Raw genomic sequence first — 16,841 nt, 5'->3', positions numbered from 1 at the left:
ATATGGCCGTCCATTATTGTTTAAATCAACTTGCAATTAAATAACCAACAAAAATGGCCGTTACAATTGCCAGTCCGAAACTTAGCAAAGTACCAATAAGTACATACTCTGTAAGCTTTATATCATGAGCTTCTTTTAAATCGCCGAAACGGAAAATAGATTTTGCAGCAAGCAAAAAACCAACAGCATCAAAATGGTGTGTTAAAACAAATAAAAATATCAGTAAACGTTCCAGTATTCCGATGTATTTCCCGGCATTTTGCAAAGATTGCGGGTTATTTTGTTGGTTTGGCGGAAGCCATTTTGCAATTACTACACGCATTAAAATTGCAACAGGCATAGTCAGAAACAATCCGGCAAGACCTATAATCCAAACATTTAGTTCGTTCAGGTACGCAATATTGAGGGTACTTCCGTAGAACAAATGCCAAATAAGAACAATAGATATAACGTGCAAAGCCTGATCTATAAAAAACCACAAACGTGCGGTTTTAGCACGCTGTGCAAATGATTTCAAAACATCAATACAGAAATGAATAAAGCCAATTGAAAACGCGATTTTCCAGCTGTTAAAACTGAAAAACACGATAAATATTAACGCAATATGTACTGCAACGTGCAAATATAATTTTGATGATTTTACCTTCTTCTGTTCCTTATCTGCAACCCAACTGTTGGGCTGAAGAAAAAAATCGCCAATAAAATGCGCTAGAATAAGTTTAACTAAGTAAATATCCATTAAGTCAATTCTGCTAAATTCAATTTTTTACGATACAATTTATCCAGTGCCATAATATCCCAAAAGTGGGCACGTTTTAGCGCCTCACTTACAGAGGATTGTGTTCTGCCAGAAATTAAAGCCAGCTCGCTTTGTACCAGATTTTCGTTTTCTAACGCATGTTTAACCATTTCAGAAGCTACAATTCCCCATCCATCCATTGCAATAAGTGCAAGTCTAAGTAATAAATTGATTTCTTCATCAAAATCTGCCGAACTTGTTTTTATGGCAAGTTTTACTTTTGCCTGCTTCAATCCATCAAAAGCCAAACCCGAATTTGTAAAAGCATCTCCACTGGATTCACTTAACTTTTTGTTTTTAGATTTTACAGTACCAATTCCAATTCCCATTCTTACATCGGCGGGTTTATTTGCGCGGATACAGGCTTTTAAATAAACCGCTACGCGGATGGCATTTTCGGCTTCTACTTCAACCTGAAAGCTATCGCCTCTAAATATTTCCCATTTATTGCTTTTGCCCGAAATAAGCTTTAAACCAGCTTTTAAACTGGCCAACCAACTGTCTTTCACCTTTCTTGAGCCAACAATATCTCCCGTTATAATGCAAACCATAAACTAAGTTAGTTTAAAAAATCCTAATTTAAAAAAATTATCGGGTAATTAGCCGATAATTCAATTTATCGGGTAATTACCCGATATTTAAGTTTATCGGCTAATTACCCGATATCATAAAAAAACTTCTGTCATCAATTTTTGTTTGCTAGTTATGGCGCTAATAGAATTTACAAAACGAGGAATTTATTGCAAACAAGGCAACTTTTATGTAGATCCTTGGTGGCCTGTTGATTATGCAGTAACTACACACGGCCATAGTGATCACGTTCGCTTTGGAAACAAGCATTATCTTTGTCATACCCTAACCAAGCCTATCATTAAACTTAGAATAAGTGAAGATTTGGATGTAGAAACGCTGGAATACGGACAAAGTATCACCAGAAACGGCGTGCAAATTTCTTTTTTCCCTGCAGGCCATATTATTGGGTCGGCACAAGTTCGGTTAGAATATAAAGGAGAAATATGTGTCATCTCTGGAGATTATAAAACAGAGAGTGATGGCATTTCAACACCGTTTGAAGCCGTTAAATGCCATTCTTTTGTTTCAGAAAGTACCTTTGGCTTGCCTGTATATAAATGGCAGAAACAAGATATTGTTTTCAATGGAATAAAGAACTGGATTGCATCAAACATACAAGAGCATAAAACAAGTGTTTTGATTGCATATAGTCTGGGAAAAGCGCAAAGGCTCATTAAAAACCTTTATGGAGATGTACCAATTTATGTACACAACAGCATTGCAAATCTAAATGAAGTAATCATAGATTCTGGTGTAAATTTACCAGAAACCATACGCATTACACCAGAAATAAGCAAAGAACAATTGAGCAACGGAATACTTATTGTACCGCCAGCAATGAGAGATAGCCGTTGGATTAAAAACTTAAGTCAGCCTGTTGTGGGTATTTGTTCTGGTTGGATGCAGGTTAGAGCGCACAGGCGCTGGCAAAGTGCTGATGCGGGTTTTGCATTAAGTGACCATGCAGATTGGCCGGGCCTAATAGACGCCATAAAAGCAACCGAAGCAGAAAAAGTATATGTAACGCATGGCTTTACCGCAACATTTAGTCGCTTCTTAAATGAAATGGGTATAGAAGCTGCAGAAGTATTAACAAAATTCGGACAAGAAGACGATGAAGAACGGGAAGCAGATTTGTCTACTCAAAATGAGCTTCATTAAATTATGAAACAGTTTGCACAACTTATACAGAAGCTGGAACTCAGTAACAAAACCAACGATAAAATTGCTGCATTAGTTGCGTACTTCAACTATGCAAATGATCAGGATAAGGTTTGGGTAATTGCATTGTTTACGGGCAAAAAGCCAAAACGTCCAATCAAATCAACATTAATAAAATACTGGGCTATAGAAATCACCCAAACGCCAGAATGGTTGTTTAATGAAAGCTATGCAAATGTAGGCGATTTAAGCGAAACTATTGCCTTGCTCCTGCCACCGGCAGAAAAAACATCTGATTTGCAATTGCACACCTGGATTGAAAATTTACACAATCTGGAAGGCCAAAGTGACGAAACCAAACAGGCATTTGTGATCAACGCATGGAATACGCTTGATACGCAAGAGAGATTCATCTTTAATAAACTTATATCGGGCAATTTCCGCATAGGTGTATCAAATAAAATGCTGGTAAATGCGCTGGCAAAACAAAGTGAATTGGATAGTGCACAAATTATGCATAGCATAATGGGCAAATGGAATCCGTATGAAATTACCTTTCAAGAATTGATTAAAGGCGTTCATGTAAATACAGACAATTCATGGCCATATCCATTTTGTCTGGCTTATGCTTTGGAACAAAAACCTGAAAATCTGGGCAATATAGCAGATTGGCAGGCAGAATGGAAATGGGATGGCATAAGAGGCCAAATTGTAAAACGTAATGGCGAACTATTTATCTGGAGCCGCGGCGAAGAACTGGTTACAGAGCAATTTCCGGAATTGCATTTTTTACAGGATATTTTACCAGACGGAACAGTTATAGATGGCGAAATCCTTGCGGTACAAGATCAGCAAGTATTGTCTTTTAGCACGTTACAACAACGTTTAAATAGAAAAACAATTACAAAAAAACAATTGGAAGATGCGCCTATTGGTTTTTACACATATGATATTCTGGAATTTGAAGCAAAAGACATCAGAGAAGAACCACTCATTAAAAGACGAGAAATTTTATCGGCACTGGTAGAACAACTTGGCGCACAATCTCCGGTTGTGCTTTCGCCAATTGTGTCATGTAAAACCTGGCAGGAACTGGCAGAAAAAAGAGAAACCTCACGGGATTTAAACAGCGAGGGCATTATGCTTAAAAAATGCAATTCGCATTACCACAGCGGCAGAAAACGAGGAGATTGGTGGAAATGGAAAGTAAATCCGTACACCGTAGACGCCGTGATGATTTATGCACAAAAAGGCAGCGGCCGAAGAGCAAATTTCTTTACCGATTATACTTTTGCAGTGCGCGATGGAGAAAACCTGGTGACCATAGCAAAAGCTTATTCTGGCTTAACCGATAAGGAAATTAAAGAAGTAAATGCTTTTGTAACCAGAAATGCCATAGAAAAATTTGGTCCGGTGAGAACCGTTAAGCCCGAATTGGTTTTTGAAATTGCCTTTGAGGGCATTGCAGAAAGTAAACGCCATAAAGCCGGTTTAGCTTTGCGTTTTCCGCGTATTTTGCGCTGGCGAAAAGATAAAAATGCCAGCGAAATCAATACACTCGAAGATTTGGAGCAACTGTTAAAATCTACCCTGTAAAAATAATTCTTAAAATTAAATTTGTCTCCCAATCTAAAACATGCAGAATACCAGAACCAAAGGTTATAAGAAAGTAAAACAATGGCTAAAAAACAATGGAAGAAAGCCGTTTAAATTTCAGGAAGACGCATGGAATTACTATCTGGATGGCTATAGCGGGTTGGTTAATGCACCCACGGGATTCGGCAAAACATTTTCTCTCTTTCTCGCTGTTGTTATTGAAGCCTTAAATAATCCTGTTTCAGGTAAAAAAAATAAAGATCGACTGCAATTAATCTGGATTACTCCATTAAGATCGCTCGCAAAAGACATCGCTCGTGCCATGCGCGAAACCCTTTTAGAACTGGAATTGGATTGGCACGTTGGCGTTAGAAATGGAGACACCTCTCAGGCAGAAAAAGCGCAGCAAAAAAGATCGATGCCCGAAATTTTGTTAATCACACCAGAAAGTCTACATCTTTTGCTTGCACAAAAAGGTTCATCAACCATTTTTAAAAGTTTAAAATGCATCGTTGCAGACGAATGGCACGAACTCCTGGGCAGCAAACGCGGTGTATTGGTAGAACTTGCCGTTTCCAGAATTAAAGGCCTGCAAAAACAAGAAAAAGAACAACTTCTCAGAACTTGGGGAATTTCTGCTACAATAGGAAATATAGAAGAGGCGCTTGAAGTGATTGAACCCAATCTACAAGCTAAAAAAGTTATAGTAAGAGCAGATCTTGAGAAAAAAATTGTCATTAAATCTGTTCTTCCTGATGATATTGACACACTTCCATGGGCAGGTCATCTCGGTTTAAAACTAGCCTATAAACTCCTTCCAATTATAGAAAAAAGCAAAACCACGCTCATATTCATCAATACACGTGGCCAGGCTGAAATGTGGTATCAGCATCTGTTAAACCTTGAACCAGAACTTGCCGGAAGAATTGCAATACACCATGGATCTATAGACTTCGAACTTAGAAACTGGATTGAAGATTCCCTGCATACCGGGCAATTAAAGGCAGTTATTGCAACTTCTTCGCTTGATTTGGGCGTAGATTTTAAACCTGTTGATACCGTTGTACAGGTTGGATCGCCAAAAGGTGTTGCCAGATTTCTACAACGTGCCGGGCGTTCGGGTCATTCGCCACACGAAACTTCAAAAATATATTTCCTGCCAACGCATGCGTTGGAATTGGTAGAAGCAGCCGCAATAAAAGAAGCAGCAAAAACCAATAACATCGAAAGTCGGGAGCCTTTCATTATGACCTTCGATATCCTTGTTCAATATTTGGTTACACTGGCCATAGGCGATGGATTTGATGATAAAATCATTTACGATGAAATTAGAAATACGCATGCCTTTAAACTCATTTTACCAGAAGAATGGCATTGGGTAATGCAGTTCATTACCTCTGGAGGAGACAGTTTAAGCGCTTATGAAGATTTTAAAAAAGTAACTAAAGATGAAGATGGTTTATGGAAGGTGAAAAGCCGTATGTTGGCCATGCGCCACCGTTTACATATTGGTACGATTGTAAGTGATGCCATGCTCAAAGTAAAATTTCTTTCCGGAGGATATATTGGTATGGTTGAAGAATATTTTGTAACCCGATTAAAAGCTGGCGACAACTTCAGGCTGGCGGGCCGGGTTTTAGAATACATACACGTTAAGGATATGACGGTTATTGTGCGAAACAGCAAACAAAAAAATGCGATTTCGCCAAGCTGGAACGGCGGCCGACTTCCACTTTCTTCAAATCTGGGCGCCGTATTGCGCAAAAAATACAATGAAGCGTTGGATAAAACCCACCAAGATGAAGAACTGGACGTAGTTTATCCTTTATTTCTTTTGCAAGAAAAACGTTCGCATGTACCTCAGAATAATGAATTGCTTATCGAACTGATCAATAATAAAGAAGGTTTTCACCTCTTTGCCTACCCTTTTGAGGGCCGTTTGGTACACGAAGTTCTTGCCGCTTTGGTGGCTTACAGGTTAAGTCGGTTGTTGCCCATTAGTTTTTCCATTGCTATGAATGATTATGGCTTTGAATTGCTGAGTGAAACAGAAATCCCGATGGACGAGTCTATTGCTTATGAGGTATTCTCGCCAAAAAATCTTACCGATGACATTACGCAAAGTATCAACTCAACAGAAATGGCAAGGCGCAAATTCAGAGATATTGCCTGCATTTCTGGATTGGTATTTCAAGGATATCCGGGTAAATACGTTGCCAATAAACACTTGCAGTCATCTGCGGGTTTATTTTTCAATGTATTTAGCGATTACGACAAACATAATTTACTTTTGCGCCAATCCTACGATGAGGTTTTTTATCAACAACTGGAAGAACCCAGACTTGCCGCGGCTTTAGAACGGATACAGAATGGTGCAATTGTAATTACAAACCCGCAAGGGTTTACGCCACTTTCTTTCCCTATAAAAGTAGATAGTTTGCGTGAAAACATGAGTTCAGAAGAATTAGAACAACGCATTGCACGGATGAAAGCAGAATCAGAAAAGATTAAGTAAATGACAATAAGCAGCCACGGGGAAGAATTGATTTTAGATAAAGAGCGGGCTTTATATTTACCAAAACAAAAGTTGCTGGCTATTAGCGATTTACATTTGGGCAAAAGTGCACACTTCAGAAAAGCAGGTGTGCCTGTACCTGCAACAGTTGCCAATCACGATCTCGTTCGGCTCGAAGGATTGATCGATCAGTATCAACCACAAACACTTCTGATCAATGGTGATATGTTTCATCATGATCTAAACCATGATATTGAGGCTTTTGCTGAGTGGAAGAAAAAATACCAACAACTTACTTTTCTACTTGTAAAAGGCAATCATGACCAACTTAAAGCCAGCGACTATGCAGATCTTGGCATTGAAATTCATGAACCCAGTTTTTGTTCCGGGCCATTTTGTTTTATACACGATGCGCCAAAATGTACAGAGGAGGAATTATATCCGATCAGCGGGCATGTTCATCCCGGTGTGGCAATTGTAGGCAAAGCCAAACAACGCCTTAGGTTTCCGTGTTTTTATTTCGGAAGTGAATACGCTATACTCCCAGCCTTTAGTACTTTTACAGGTTTGTATACCGTGTATCCAAAAAACAAAGAACGTATTTTTGCAATAACACCTGCGGCAGTTTTAGAAGTATAAAAAAATCTGCTATTGATTGGAGCAATAACAGATTTTTTAAATGATTATTTGTTGGTTTCTATTACCTGTTTAAGTTGCCCTAATGGTAAAGCACCGCTTTGCCGCCACAATTGTTTTCCATTCCTGAATAAAATAAAAGTTGGTACACCTTGTATGTTGTATGCCGACGCTGCTGGCTGGTTTTTATCAATATCAACCTTTACAATCGAAACTGCATCTCCCATTTGGGCTTTAAGCTGTTCTAAAACAGGCTTCATGGATTTACATGGCCCACACCATTCGGCAAAAAAATCTACTAAAACCGGTTTATCACCATTAATCAATTCAGAAAATTTAGACATTGCGTTATATTTTAAGTTCAGATCTCTCTGTTTAAATCCCAAGCTTCCAGGTAATCTGCTACCCGGCGAACAAACATTCCTCCCAATGAACCATCAACCACTCGGTGATCATATGAAAGCGATAAAAACATCATATGTCTAATGGCAATTACATCTCCATGTTCTGTTTCTAAAACAGCAGGTTTTTTCTTAATTGCGCCCACAGCAAGTATTGCAACTTGTGGTTGATTGATGATTGGCGTTCCCATAACATTGCCAAACGTACCAACATTAGTTAAGGTAAATGTACCACCCTGCGTTTCGTCTGGTTTTAACTTGGAAACACGCGCTCGCCCAGCAAGATCATTAACTGCTTTAGTTAAACCAACTAAATTTAATTGATCGGCATTTCGGATTACTGGCACAATCAGGTTTCCGCTTGGCAAAGCGGCCGCCATACCAATATTGATATTTCCTTTTTTGATAATCTGTGTACCATTAACAGATACATTAATCATCGGAAAATCTTTAATCGCTTTAGCTACTGCTTCAACAAAAATTGGCGTAAAGGTAATTTTTTCGTTTTCCCTTTTTTCAAAAGTATTTTTGATTTTATTACGCCACAATACCATATTGGTAACGTCGGCTTCTACAAACGATGTTACGTGTGGCGAGGTTGTTTTGCTCATCACCATGTGGTCTGCAATCAGTTTACGCATGCGGTCCATCTCAATAATTTCATCTGCACCTGCAGCGCTGGTTACTGATGTTTTATTTGAGACCGGTGTTGTAGGCTGAGGCTCAACAATTGGTTTTGGAGAAGTAACTGCCGTTGATGCTACAGTTTCCGGAGGTGTAGCGGAACCGTTTTTAGCAGATAAATAATTTAATAAATCATCTTTATTCAAACGCCCATCGGCACCAGAACCTTTAATAGAATCCAGTTCCTGCAATGAAATCTTCTCTTGTGCAGCAATACTTTTTACCAAAGGCGAATAAAATCTTTCTGAGGTAGAAAAATCTGGTGCAGAAACTGCTTGTTCTGTTGGTACTGGAAGTTGTTCTACACCTGGTATAGTTTCTGTTTTCTCCTCTAGAACTGGAATTTCGGCAACTGCTTCAGCAGGTTTGCGCTCCATCTCACCATCAACTTCAATGATGGCAATTACATCGCCAACCTGGGCTACTTCATCTTCCTTAAATAACTGTTGTAACAATTTACCGGCAACCGGAGAGGGAACTTCAGAATCTACTTTATCTGTAGCAATTTCGAGAATAGTATCATCCAGGTCTATAGAATCACCGATTTGTTTTACCCATTTGATTACGGTTGCTTCTGCAACGCTTTCACCCATTTTAGGTAACAATAGTTCGTATTGAGCCATATTAAATTACAGTATTTTACATTGGTAATGCCCCAAAAATACAGTTTTTATTTGGTCTAAACTGTTTCTTTAAGCAGATTTAACAGCATTGTAAGTGCAGATGCCGCAGATCTTTCAATATTTTGTATTCGCTTGTTACTGAAATTAAACACTTTAGCAACGGTTTTGTGTTTGGAAGAAATTGCAATCCAAACCGTACCGACGGGTTTATCATCTGTACCACCATCTGGACCGGCAATACCGCTAACTGCGATAGAAAAATCAGTATTAAAATGTGTAATGGCACCTTTCGCCATTTCGGTAACGGTTTCTTCACTTACCGCGCCAAAAGTATTTAAAGTGCTTTCATTAACACCCAAAATGGATTCTTTTAACTCATATGCATAAGCCACTGCACCGCCCCAATAAACAGACGAACAGCCCGGATGTTGCGTAATCAAGTGCGCAATATAACCGCCAGTACAACTTTCTGCAGTAGAAAGCGTAAGTCCGCGGGCTTTCATAACATTTAATATGGCTTGTTCTAACGGAATGTCTTCATCTATAACTACAAAATCCGGAACACGGTTTATAATCTGCCGGGCATAAGTCTCCACTTCGCTTCTTAATACATTTTCGTGCAAACCAGTTGCAGATAAACGCAACCGTACCTGACCTAGTTTTGGCAAATAAGCCAGTTTGATGTGTTTAGGCAAAGTATCTTCTATATCTTCTATTTCCTTTGCCAAAAATGATTCACCAATGTTGGCGGTTAAAATGGTTTTATGAATGATAGCGGGTAGCGTAAATCGTTTTTGAATACGCGGCAGTATTTCGTCATCCATCAGGTACATCATCTCAAATGGAACGCCCGGCATCGATACAAAAATGGTTTCACTCCGTTCGAACCACATACAAGGTGCAGTGCCATTTTTATTTACAATGACCTCGCAACCATCCGGAACGTCTGCTTGTTGTAAATTAATATCGAGTAAAGGGCGTTTGTACTTCTCGAAAATCTGACGAACCATTTCAAGCGCAGCCTCATCTCTTCTAAAACCCATGCCGAAATATTTAGCAAGTGTTTTTTTAGTGATATCGTCTTTTGTTGGCCCTAATCCGCCAGTTACTAAAACAATATCTACACGCTTTTCAGCTTGTGCAAGTGCATCTAAAATATGATTTTCATCATCAGAAACTGAAGTGATTTGTTTTACAGATATGCCAATATGGTTTAGGCTTTTAGCCATCCAGGCAGAATTGGTGTCAACAATCTGACCGATTAAAATTTCATCACCAATCGTTATAATTTCAGCTAGCATAATTTTAGTAAGTGGTGTAAAAACCTTGTCTTTTGCTCAATTTCAAATCCTGTAAGATAGACGCTTTCACTTTTATCGTCAATGAATAACTTTTATATGTACCAAAAGGTACCCAGTTTACACTCATATCCCAGCAATGCAAATCTCTGTAAATGGCGATATTCATCGGAGTAAGGCCTCTGTTCTTGAAATCATATCCAGAACTGTAGGTTACTTTCCATTTTGGTGTTAAATTCAAATCGCCATTAAAATTTAGGGAGTTACTTACCGTGCTTACACCAAGGTTATTTGTATATTGAAAACTGTATGAAAATGCTAAATTCCAGGGAACGTTAAAATCTACAAATGCATTTGGATCTCTACTGATTGCTGCGAGTTGCGAAGACTGAATATCAGACAAACCGTTTTTCTTGGTTTGATCTTCGATTTTATCATTCACATCATTTTTCTTCTTCAAAGCTTCCGGATTAAGGCTGTAGTCAAAAGAAAAACCGAGATTGGTTAAACGTGGCAAACCACCATTTGCCCAGGTAAAGCGATTGCTTCTAATGGTTGTAGCCACACCGGTTGACGGATCTGTAGTGGTTTCCAGTTGATACGGATCGAAAGAGCCACTATAATTTATTCCAAGTTTATCGGTAAACTGAGACCTTCCGGAAAAAGCAAGATTTGACAGCTTATTTCTTGTTGCAATAAAGTTGTACGAACCACTAATGCTCAACCCCTGAATAATCGGAATCTTCTTTTCCCCTTTGCCTGAGGTATCGCTTTTAGAAGCTACTTTCAGCTCTACTGTATTGTCTAAGCTGAAACCAATAGAAGCATTTTCAGTTGAAAACGAACCGGGATAAGCACTGTTCTGGAAAATAGAGTATTTTAAAGGTTCGCCATAAACATCATAAATCTGACTTCCGTTCTGATCAACAGCAACTCTGTAAGGGCCGCTATTTGCTTTGGTAAAATCGGGATTGTAGTTTAATGAAACGGTAGGCGTCATTACGTGGCGCATTGCTTTAATGTTTCCCAGGTTTTTAAATTCTTTTAGTCCATAAATTTTTGTAGACATGCTGGTAGAAAGGTTATAACTTCCGGCCCGACTAAAACCACTAACTGTGTCCGTTCTTGAAGTATAGGTTCCATCGTCAAAAACGGTATAGCGGTTACGCGTAGTCTGCATATTCCAGTACTCATTGTACGTACCTCCCATTGTGAAGTTTAAATACTTTAATGCAGTAAACGATAACGCAACGGGAATAGATTGAGAAAAACCAGTTTTTAAACCGCGTAAACCATCATTTGTGAATAATATACTGTCTTTGGTATCAATTCTGTTTGTTCCTTGCAAACCGTAACCTACTGTAATTTTTTGATACCACTTTTGTTCTCCAACACGTTTTTTAGAATCAAACGGACTAAAGGTAGGCACGTTAAAAGTACCTGTAGGAAAAGTTACAGATACGTCTCTGGTACTCAACGTCTGGTCGCTACCAAAAGTTAAAGAGTAGTTCATTCCATTATCAAATGCTTTTGAGTAACTGATACTACTATTCATCGTATTGTTAGCAATTGCACGAATATCGTAAGTTGCATTCGCAGCTGTTGCGGCAAAATAGGTACTGGAACCCAAATTTACACTTGCGCTGAAAGTTGTTCCAGGATTTGCGTTTGCATTTTGACTATGTGACCAGGTTAAGTGAAAAACTTTGGCAGGGTTATTAAATGCTTCTGTACCTTCCAATCCATTTTTGGAACTGGAATAATTAAAATTAATATTCCCATTATACTTATAACGTTTCACATAACCACTTTGCAACGTTGTTTCATAAGAGCCATTGGTATAAATTGTAGCCAATAACTTTGCGTCCCAGTAATCATTTAACCCAAGATAATACCCCGCGTTTTGAAGAAAAAATCCTTTAGTTGCATCTTCACCCGGAGTGGGTAAAATGACACCCGATGTACGTTTATTGGGCTTGGGAAAAAATGCAAATGGCAAGCCTAAAAAAGTAGGGACATCTTCAATCACCATATACGTTGGCCCTGTAATAATTTGTTTCTCGGTAACAATCCCTTTAGAAATCATCAAACCAAAATGCGGATGCGGCAAATTACAGGTACTGTACATTACATTTTTTACATGAAGCTCATCATCAACCTGCTTTTTACTTTGTCCACCCGAGAAAAAGCCACCTTCTTGCTCAGAGAAAACACCAAACACACGTGCTTTGGTTGTCTCTGAATTGTAGTAAAGGGAATCGGCGATTGCAGACCCATCAGCTCCAGATTTAAAAATTGGCCGGCCAACATATTTTCCGGTTTTTGCATCCTTTCGCCCGCTGGCGAAGATCAATTTCTTTTCAGAATCGTAACGGATATAGTCGGCATCCAATTCGAAATCACCGTAAACCACGCGTGCATTGCCATACATAAAAACCACACTTCTCTTTTTATTAAATTTAACAGAGTCGGCTTTATATTCGACTTTATTATCTAAACCACTGTTGCTTTTGGGTTTAACTTTAGTTGTATCCTTTTTAGTCGAATCCAGCTTGATAATTTGTTGCAATGAAATGCGGGGAAATGCGTTAGCCTTATTAACAACCAGTGTTAATAAAATGACAGAAATTAGTAAAATAGAGCTAGTAAGAAGTTTCAAATTCGTATTTGAATGTTATTTTTGCACAAATGTTTAATCAAAAACGTCCAAAATTACTGAAAAATATACCATTGATGTATCTTAAAACTATTTTAACATCTATTATTTGCCTCATAGTTATCAACAGCATTGATAATCAAGCTTTTGCACAAGAATATAAAATTAAGACAATTGTGATTGATGCAGGTCATGGTGGTAAAGACGGTGCAACACATGGGGTGTATTCTAAAGAAAAAGATGTTGCTTTAAAGACGGCCTTAAACCTAGGCAAAGCACTTCAAGATAGTCTTAAGGATATCAAAATCATTTACACACGCGAAACCGATGTTTTTATTCCACTTTATGAACGTATAAACATTGCGAACAACGCAAAAGCAGACCTCTTTATTTCCATTCACTTGAATGATATGCCAGTAAGGGTTTCAAAAGTGGTAGATTATTATAAAAAAGTAAAAGGCAGAAAAGTGCCTGTATACCGCACAGTTACATCAAAAAGCACCTCTACACGCGGTACGGAAACGTTTGTATCCGGAACGGGTCGACTTAGCGAGCAGGATGAGGTAATTAAAAGAGAGAATGCTTCAATGTTTTTAGAAGATAATTATCAGAAAAACTACGAAGGTTTTATTGCCAATACACCAGAAAACGACATTATGTTGTCTTTAATGAAACAAACCAACCGTGAAAGGAGTTTAAGGTTTGCTTCTCTGTTGCAACAGGAATATGTAAATGCCGGAAGAATTAACCGCGGTGTGCAGGAAAAAAGTCTTGCTGTTTTAGCACGGGCGGCAATGCCTGCGGTACTTACAGAAATTGGCTTTGTAAGTAATCCTGAAGAAGAAGATTACATGAACTCACCAGAGGGGCAGAATGAAATTGTTGGTGGAATTATCAATGCAATAAAAAATTATAAACGTATTGCAGAGACTTCCTTTTAAACTTATTTAGATGAAGCTTAAACTTCTTGCATCCCTTGTATTCTCTCTTTTTCTCTGTTGCGTATCAAACCAAACTGTTTATGCCCAGAGTTATAAAATAAAAACAATTGTAATTGATCCGGGGCATGGTGGTCGCAAACCAGGTGCATCTGGCAGAGTTTCTACTGAAAAAGATATTGCCTTAAAAATAAGCCTGAAACTTGGTGCCCGTTTAAAAGAGGAACTTCCGTCATTAAAAATTATTTACACCCGCACTAAAGATGTCGATGTAGATCTCTACCGAAGAGCCGAAATTGCAAATGAAGCAAATGCAGATCTTTTTATATCCATACACTGCAACTCTATGCCTGCCGGAAACAAGCACATTAAAGGTGTAGAAACACTTGTAGCCGGATCGCACAGACTTAAAGAGCAAGATGCGGCCATTCGTGAAAATGCCGATATTAAGCTGGAAAAGGATTATAAATCGAAATACGACGGTTATGACCCCAACAACCCAAGTTCTTTTATTATTTTATCGCTTTTAAAAAATACCTTTCGGGATAAAAGCATTAAATTCGCAAAATTAATCCAAAACAATTATGTTGGCATGAATGACCGGCAAAGTCGCGGAGTAAAAGAACAAGGCGTTCTTGTTTTACAAAGATGCGGCATGCCTGCTGTGTTAACAGAAGTTGGTTTTATTTCAAATACAGAAGAAGAAAAATATATCAACTCTGCAAAAGGACAAGACGAAATTGTGGATGCAATTATCGAATCGATCAAAACGTACAAGAAAAACGTTGAAGTAAAATAACTGGCATCAAAAGTGATCATGCCAGATAGAATTTAATAACATATACCAAACAAAAACCTTAAAGTTTATATTATGTATGTAATACACATTTTAAACCCAGGGAAATAAAAATTATGCGCTCCCGTAAATACAAGACCAATATCATCTGTATTTACAGCCATTAAATAGAAAACACTCATGAAAATTAAGAACGAAACCAAAGTAGGGATTTTAGCTGCATTCGCTATTGCATTACTAATTATTGGCTATAACTTCCTAAAAGGAAATTCGATTTTTTCCAACGAAACGAACTTACTCGCGCGCTATTCCAGAGTAGATGGCTTGACGGTTTCAAAACCTGTGCTTATAAATGGTTATCAGATTGGCCGTGTTGCAAAACTTCAACTTCAATCAGACGGAACAATTATGGCTACATTAAGCATCAACAGTAAATATGAAATTCCGGACAACAGCATTGCGCGTTTGGAAGGTACTGACTTACTTGGCAGTAAAGCCATTGTTATGGAATTGGGAAATTCTAAAAAAATGGCAGAAGATGGTTTTATTTTAAATGCCAATGTAGAAAAAGGATTAATGGAACAGGTACAGCCAGTACAGAAAAAAGCTGAGTTGATTATTGGCAAAATGGATTCAATTTTAAGCAGTGTGAACTCTATTTTAAATCCAAGCTTTCAAAAAAATGTTGATAAAAGTTTCAGCAGTATTGCGGGTACTCTTTCTTCATTAGAAAATACGTCTAAAAAAGTAGATGGTTTAGTCGGTTCTGAAAGTGCAAGAATCGAAGCAATATTTAAAAATGTTGAAGGTATTACAGCAAACCTAAACAACAACAATGAAAAGATTAGCGATATTTTGACCAATATAAACACTGTAACCGATAAATTTGCAGCGGCTAATTTTAAAGAAACTGTAGACAACGCAAATAAGGCAATGGTAGATTTACAAACCGTAATTGCCGGAATTAAAGATGGTAAAGGCAGTTTGGGATTGTTGCTTAACGACAGACAAATGTACGACAATCTAAACAATGCGTCTAAAAATTTAGATGCTTTGATGATTGATTTGAAGGCAAATCCTAAAAGATATGTACACTTCTCTGTATTTGGCGGAGGAAATAAAAAGGATAAATAATCCTTAAAAAAAGACAAAAAAATCTCCGTAAATATTTACGGAGATTTTTTTTTGAACGATATTTTAGTTCCTTTTTACAGCTGAAACGTTTTGCCTTCTAATGCCAATTCAGTATTTTCAAATACCGATTGCGTTTCTTCTAACAACATTTGTAAGGTTTTATACCTGGATGAGAAATGCCCGATCAACAATTTCTTTGCTCCTGTAATTTTTGCCACTTCACCGGCTTGCTGAGCTGTGGTATGGTGTGTTTCTTTCGCTCGCTCTAACAAATCGTGCGTAAAAGTTGCCTCGTGATATAAAGTATCGCAACCGGAAATTGTATCGAAATACCGCTCGTCATACAAGGTGTCAGAACAATAGGCATAACAACGCGGATCATCTGCTTCAGTCGTATAGTCGCTACTCAGCAATATTTTTCCGTTTGGCAATTCTACATCTAAACCTCTTTTTAGTTGCGTATAATAAACCATCGGAATTTCTTCTTCCTCTACTTTCCATTTAATTAATTTCCGCTGACGTTGCTTTTGTTGAAAAACAAATCCGGTACAAGGAATGCGGTGATTAAGGATGATACTTTTAACGGTAAGTTCTCCGTTTTCGAAAATAACTTTGGATTCTGTTGGATCGATCGGAAAAAACTCTAAAGGATATCTCAAAACTGTATCTGAATATCTGAATTGCATTTCCAGAATTTCAAGTAAATCTGCAGGTCCAAAAATCTGGACGGGTTTTGTTCTGCCATACAAATGCAAGGAAGACAACAAACCAATTAAACCAAAATAATGATCGCCATGAAGGTGACTGATAAAAATATGATCTATTCGCGCGGCTTTAAGGTTATAGCGAATCAATTGCTGCTGTGTCCCTTCTCCGCAATCAATTAAATAATATTTTTCGTTACAATTGAGCAACTGTGCAGTTGGATTTCTATTAAATACAGGAGTGGCAGAACTGCTTCCCAAAATCGTAACTTCAAACTTCATTTTGTAAAAAATATAAAAAGCCTCGTAGAAAATGGTAATCTACGA

14 protein-coding genes are annotated in these 16,841 nt (G+C 38.0%); 7 read left to right on the top strand and 7 right to left on the bottom strand.

Going from position 1 to position 16,841, the window contains the following annotated elements; genetic code table 11:
* Positions 1–25 precede the first annotated feature (25 nt).
* Together ACJVDH_RS08780 and ACJVDH_RS08775 are read right to left on the bottom strand one after the other, a co-directional pair.
* Positions 26–739, bottom strand: coding sequence for a DUF3307 domain-containing protein (locus tag ACJVDH_RS08780; protein ID WP_443947190.1), 714 nt, complete (start codon positions 737–739; stop codon positions 26–28).
* Positions 739–1,350: a SatD family protein gene (locus ACJVDH_RS08775; RefSeq protein ID WP_443947189.1), complete on the bottom strand. Its 612-nt coding sequence runs from the start codon at positions 1,348–1,350 to the stop codon at positions 739–741. Before ACJVDH_RS08775 ends, ACJVDH_RS08780 begins: the two co-directional genes overlap by 1 nt.
* Before the next feature lie 154 nt (positions 1,351–1,504).
* Here ACJVDH_RS08775 and ACJVDH_RS08770 point away from each other — a divergent pair, with 154 nt between their 5' ends.
* From ACJVDH_RS08770 to pdeM, 4 genes are read left to right on the top strand one after another with little or no spacing between them, the layout of a single operon-like run.
* Positions 1,505–2,533 (top strand): ligase-associated DNA damage response exonuclease, encoded by a 1,029-nt coding sequence (locus ACJVDH_RS08770; RefSeq protein WP_443947188.1) that lies wholly within the window; start codon positions 1,505–1,507, stop codon positions 2,531–2,533.
* A gap of 3 nt (positions 2,534–2,536) precedes the next feature.
* Positions 2,537–4,129 carry an ATP-dependent DNA ligase gene (locus tag ACJVDH_RS08765; protein ID WP_443947187.1) on the top strand — a complete coding sequence of 531 codons (1,593 nt, stop codon included), beginning with the start codon at positions 2,537–2,539 and terminating at the stop codon, positions 4,127–4,129.
* 40 nt (positions 4,130–4,169) lie between these two features.
* A complete protein-coding gene (locus ACJVDH_RS08760) occupies positions 4,170–6,644 on the top strand; it encodes a ligase-associated DNA damage response DEXH box helicase (RefSeq protein ID WP_443947186.1) in 2,475 nt (824 codons plus the stop codon).
* Positions 6,645–7,283, top strand: coding sequence for a ligase-associated DNA damage response endonuclease PdeM (pdeM, locus tag ACJVDH_RS08755; protein ID WP_443947185.1), 639 nt, complete (start codon positions 6,645–6,647; stop codon positions 7,281–7,283).
* A 44-nt stretch (positions 7,284–7,327) separates the two neighbouring features.
* Here the strand turns inward: pdeM and trxA are convergent, their stop codons facing one another.
* From trxA to ACJVDH_RS08735, 4 genes are read right to left on the bottom strand one after another with little or no spacing between them, the layout of a single operon-like run.
* On the bottom strand, positions 7,328–7,624 hold the full coding sequence (trxA, locus tag ACJVDH_RS08750) for a thioredoxin (RefSeq protein ID WP_443947184.1): 297 nt from the start codon (positions 7,622–7,624) through the stop codon (positions 7,328–7,330).
* Between the two features lie 17 nt (positions 7,625–7,641).
* A complete protein-coding gene (locus ACJVDH_RS08745) occupies positions 7,642–8,988 on the bottom strand; it encodes a dihydrolipoamide acetyltransferase family protein (RefSeq protein ID WP_443947183.1) in 1,347 nt (448 codons plus the stop codon).
* A 56-nt stretch (positions 8,989–9,044) separates the two neighbouring features.
* A complete protein-coding gene (locus ACJVDH_RS08740) occupies positions 9,045–10,289 on the bottom strand; it encodes a competence/damage-inducible protein A (RefSeq protein ID WP_443947182.1) in 1,245 nt (414 codons plus the stop codon).
* Positions 10,290–10,293: 4 nt separating this feature from the next.
* Positions 10,294–12,855: a putative LPS assembly protein LptD gene (locus tag ACJVDH_RS08735; RefSeq protein WP_443947181.1), complete on the bottom strand. Its 2,562-nt coding sequence runs from the start codon at positions 12,853–12,855 to the stop codon at positions 10,294–10,296.
* 119 nt (positions 12,856–12,974) lie between these two features.
* Here ACJVDH_RS08735 and ACJVDH_RS08730 point away from each other — a divergent pair, with 119 nt between their 5' ends.
* The 3 genes from ACJVDH_RS08730 to ACJVDH_RS08720 all read left to right on the top strand — a co-directional run bounded on the left by ACJVDH_RS08730 (position 12,975) and on the right by ACJVDH_RS08720 (position 15,810).
* Positions 12,975–13,883: an N-acetylmuramoyl-L-alanine amidase family protein gene (locus ACJVDH_RS08730; protein WP_443947180.1), complete on the top strand. Its 909-nt coding sequence runs from the start codon at positions 12,975–12,977 to the stop codon at positions 13,881–13,883.
* Between the two features lie 10 nt (positions 13,884–13,893).
* Positions 13,894–14,679, top strand: coding sequence for an N-acetylmuramoyl-L-alanine amidase family protein (locus ACJVDH_RS08725; protein WP_443947179.1), 786 nt, complete (start codon positions 13,894–13,896; stop codon positions 14,677–14,679).
* A gap of 177 nt (positions 14,680–14,856) precedes the next feature.
* Positions 14,857–15,810 carry an MlaD family protein gene (locus tag ACJVDH_RS08720; protein WP_443947178.1) on the top strand — a complete coding sequence of 318 codons (954 nt, stop codon included), beginning with the start codon at positions 14,857–14,859 and terminating at the stop codon, positions 15,808–15,810.
* A 74-nt stretch (positions 15,811–15,884) separates the two neighbouring features.
* On the opposite strand, the gene ACJVDH_RS08715 is transcribed toward ACJVDH_RS08720, so the two are convergent.
* A complete protein-coding gene (locus ACJVDH_RS08715) occupies positions 15,885–16,796 on the bottom strand; it encodes a ribonuclease Z (RefSeq protein WP_443947177.1) in 912 nt (303 codons plus the stop codon).
* Positions 16,797–16,841: the final 45 nt, after the last annotated feature.

The organism is Pedobacter terrestris, from assembly GCF_052343045.1.
GTDB lineage: Bacteria > Bacteroidota > Bacteroidia > Sphingobacteriales > Sphingobacteriaceae > Pedobacter.
The sequence above is the reverse complement of the archived record's forward strand: the minus strand, read 5'-3'. Positions and strand labels throughout refer to the sequence as shown.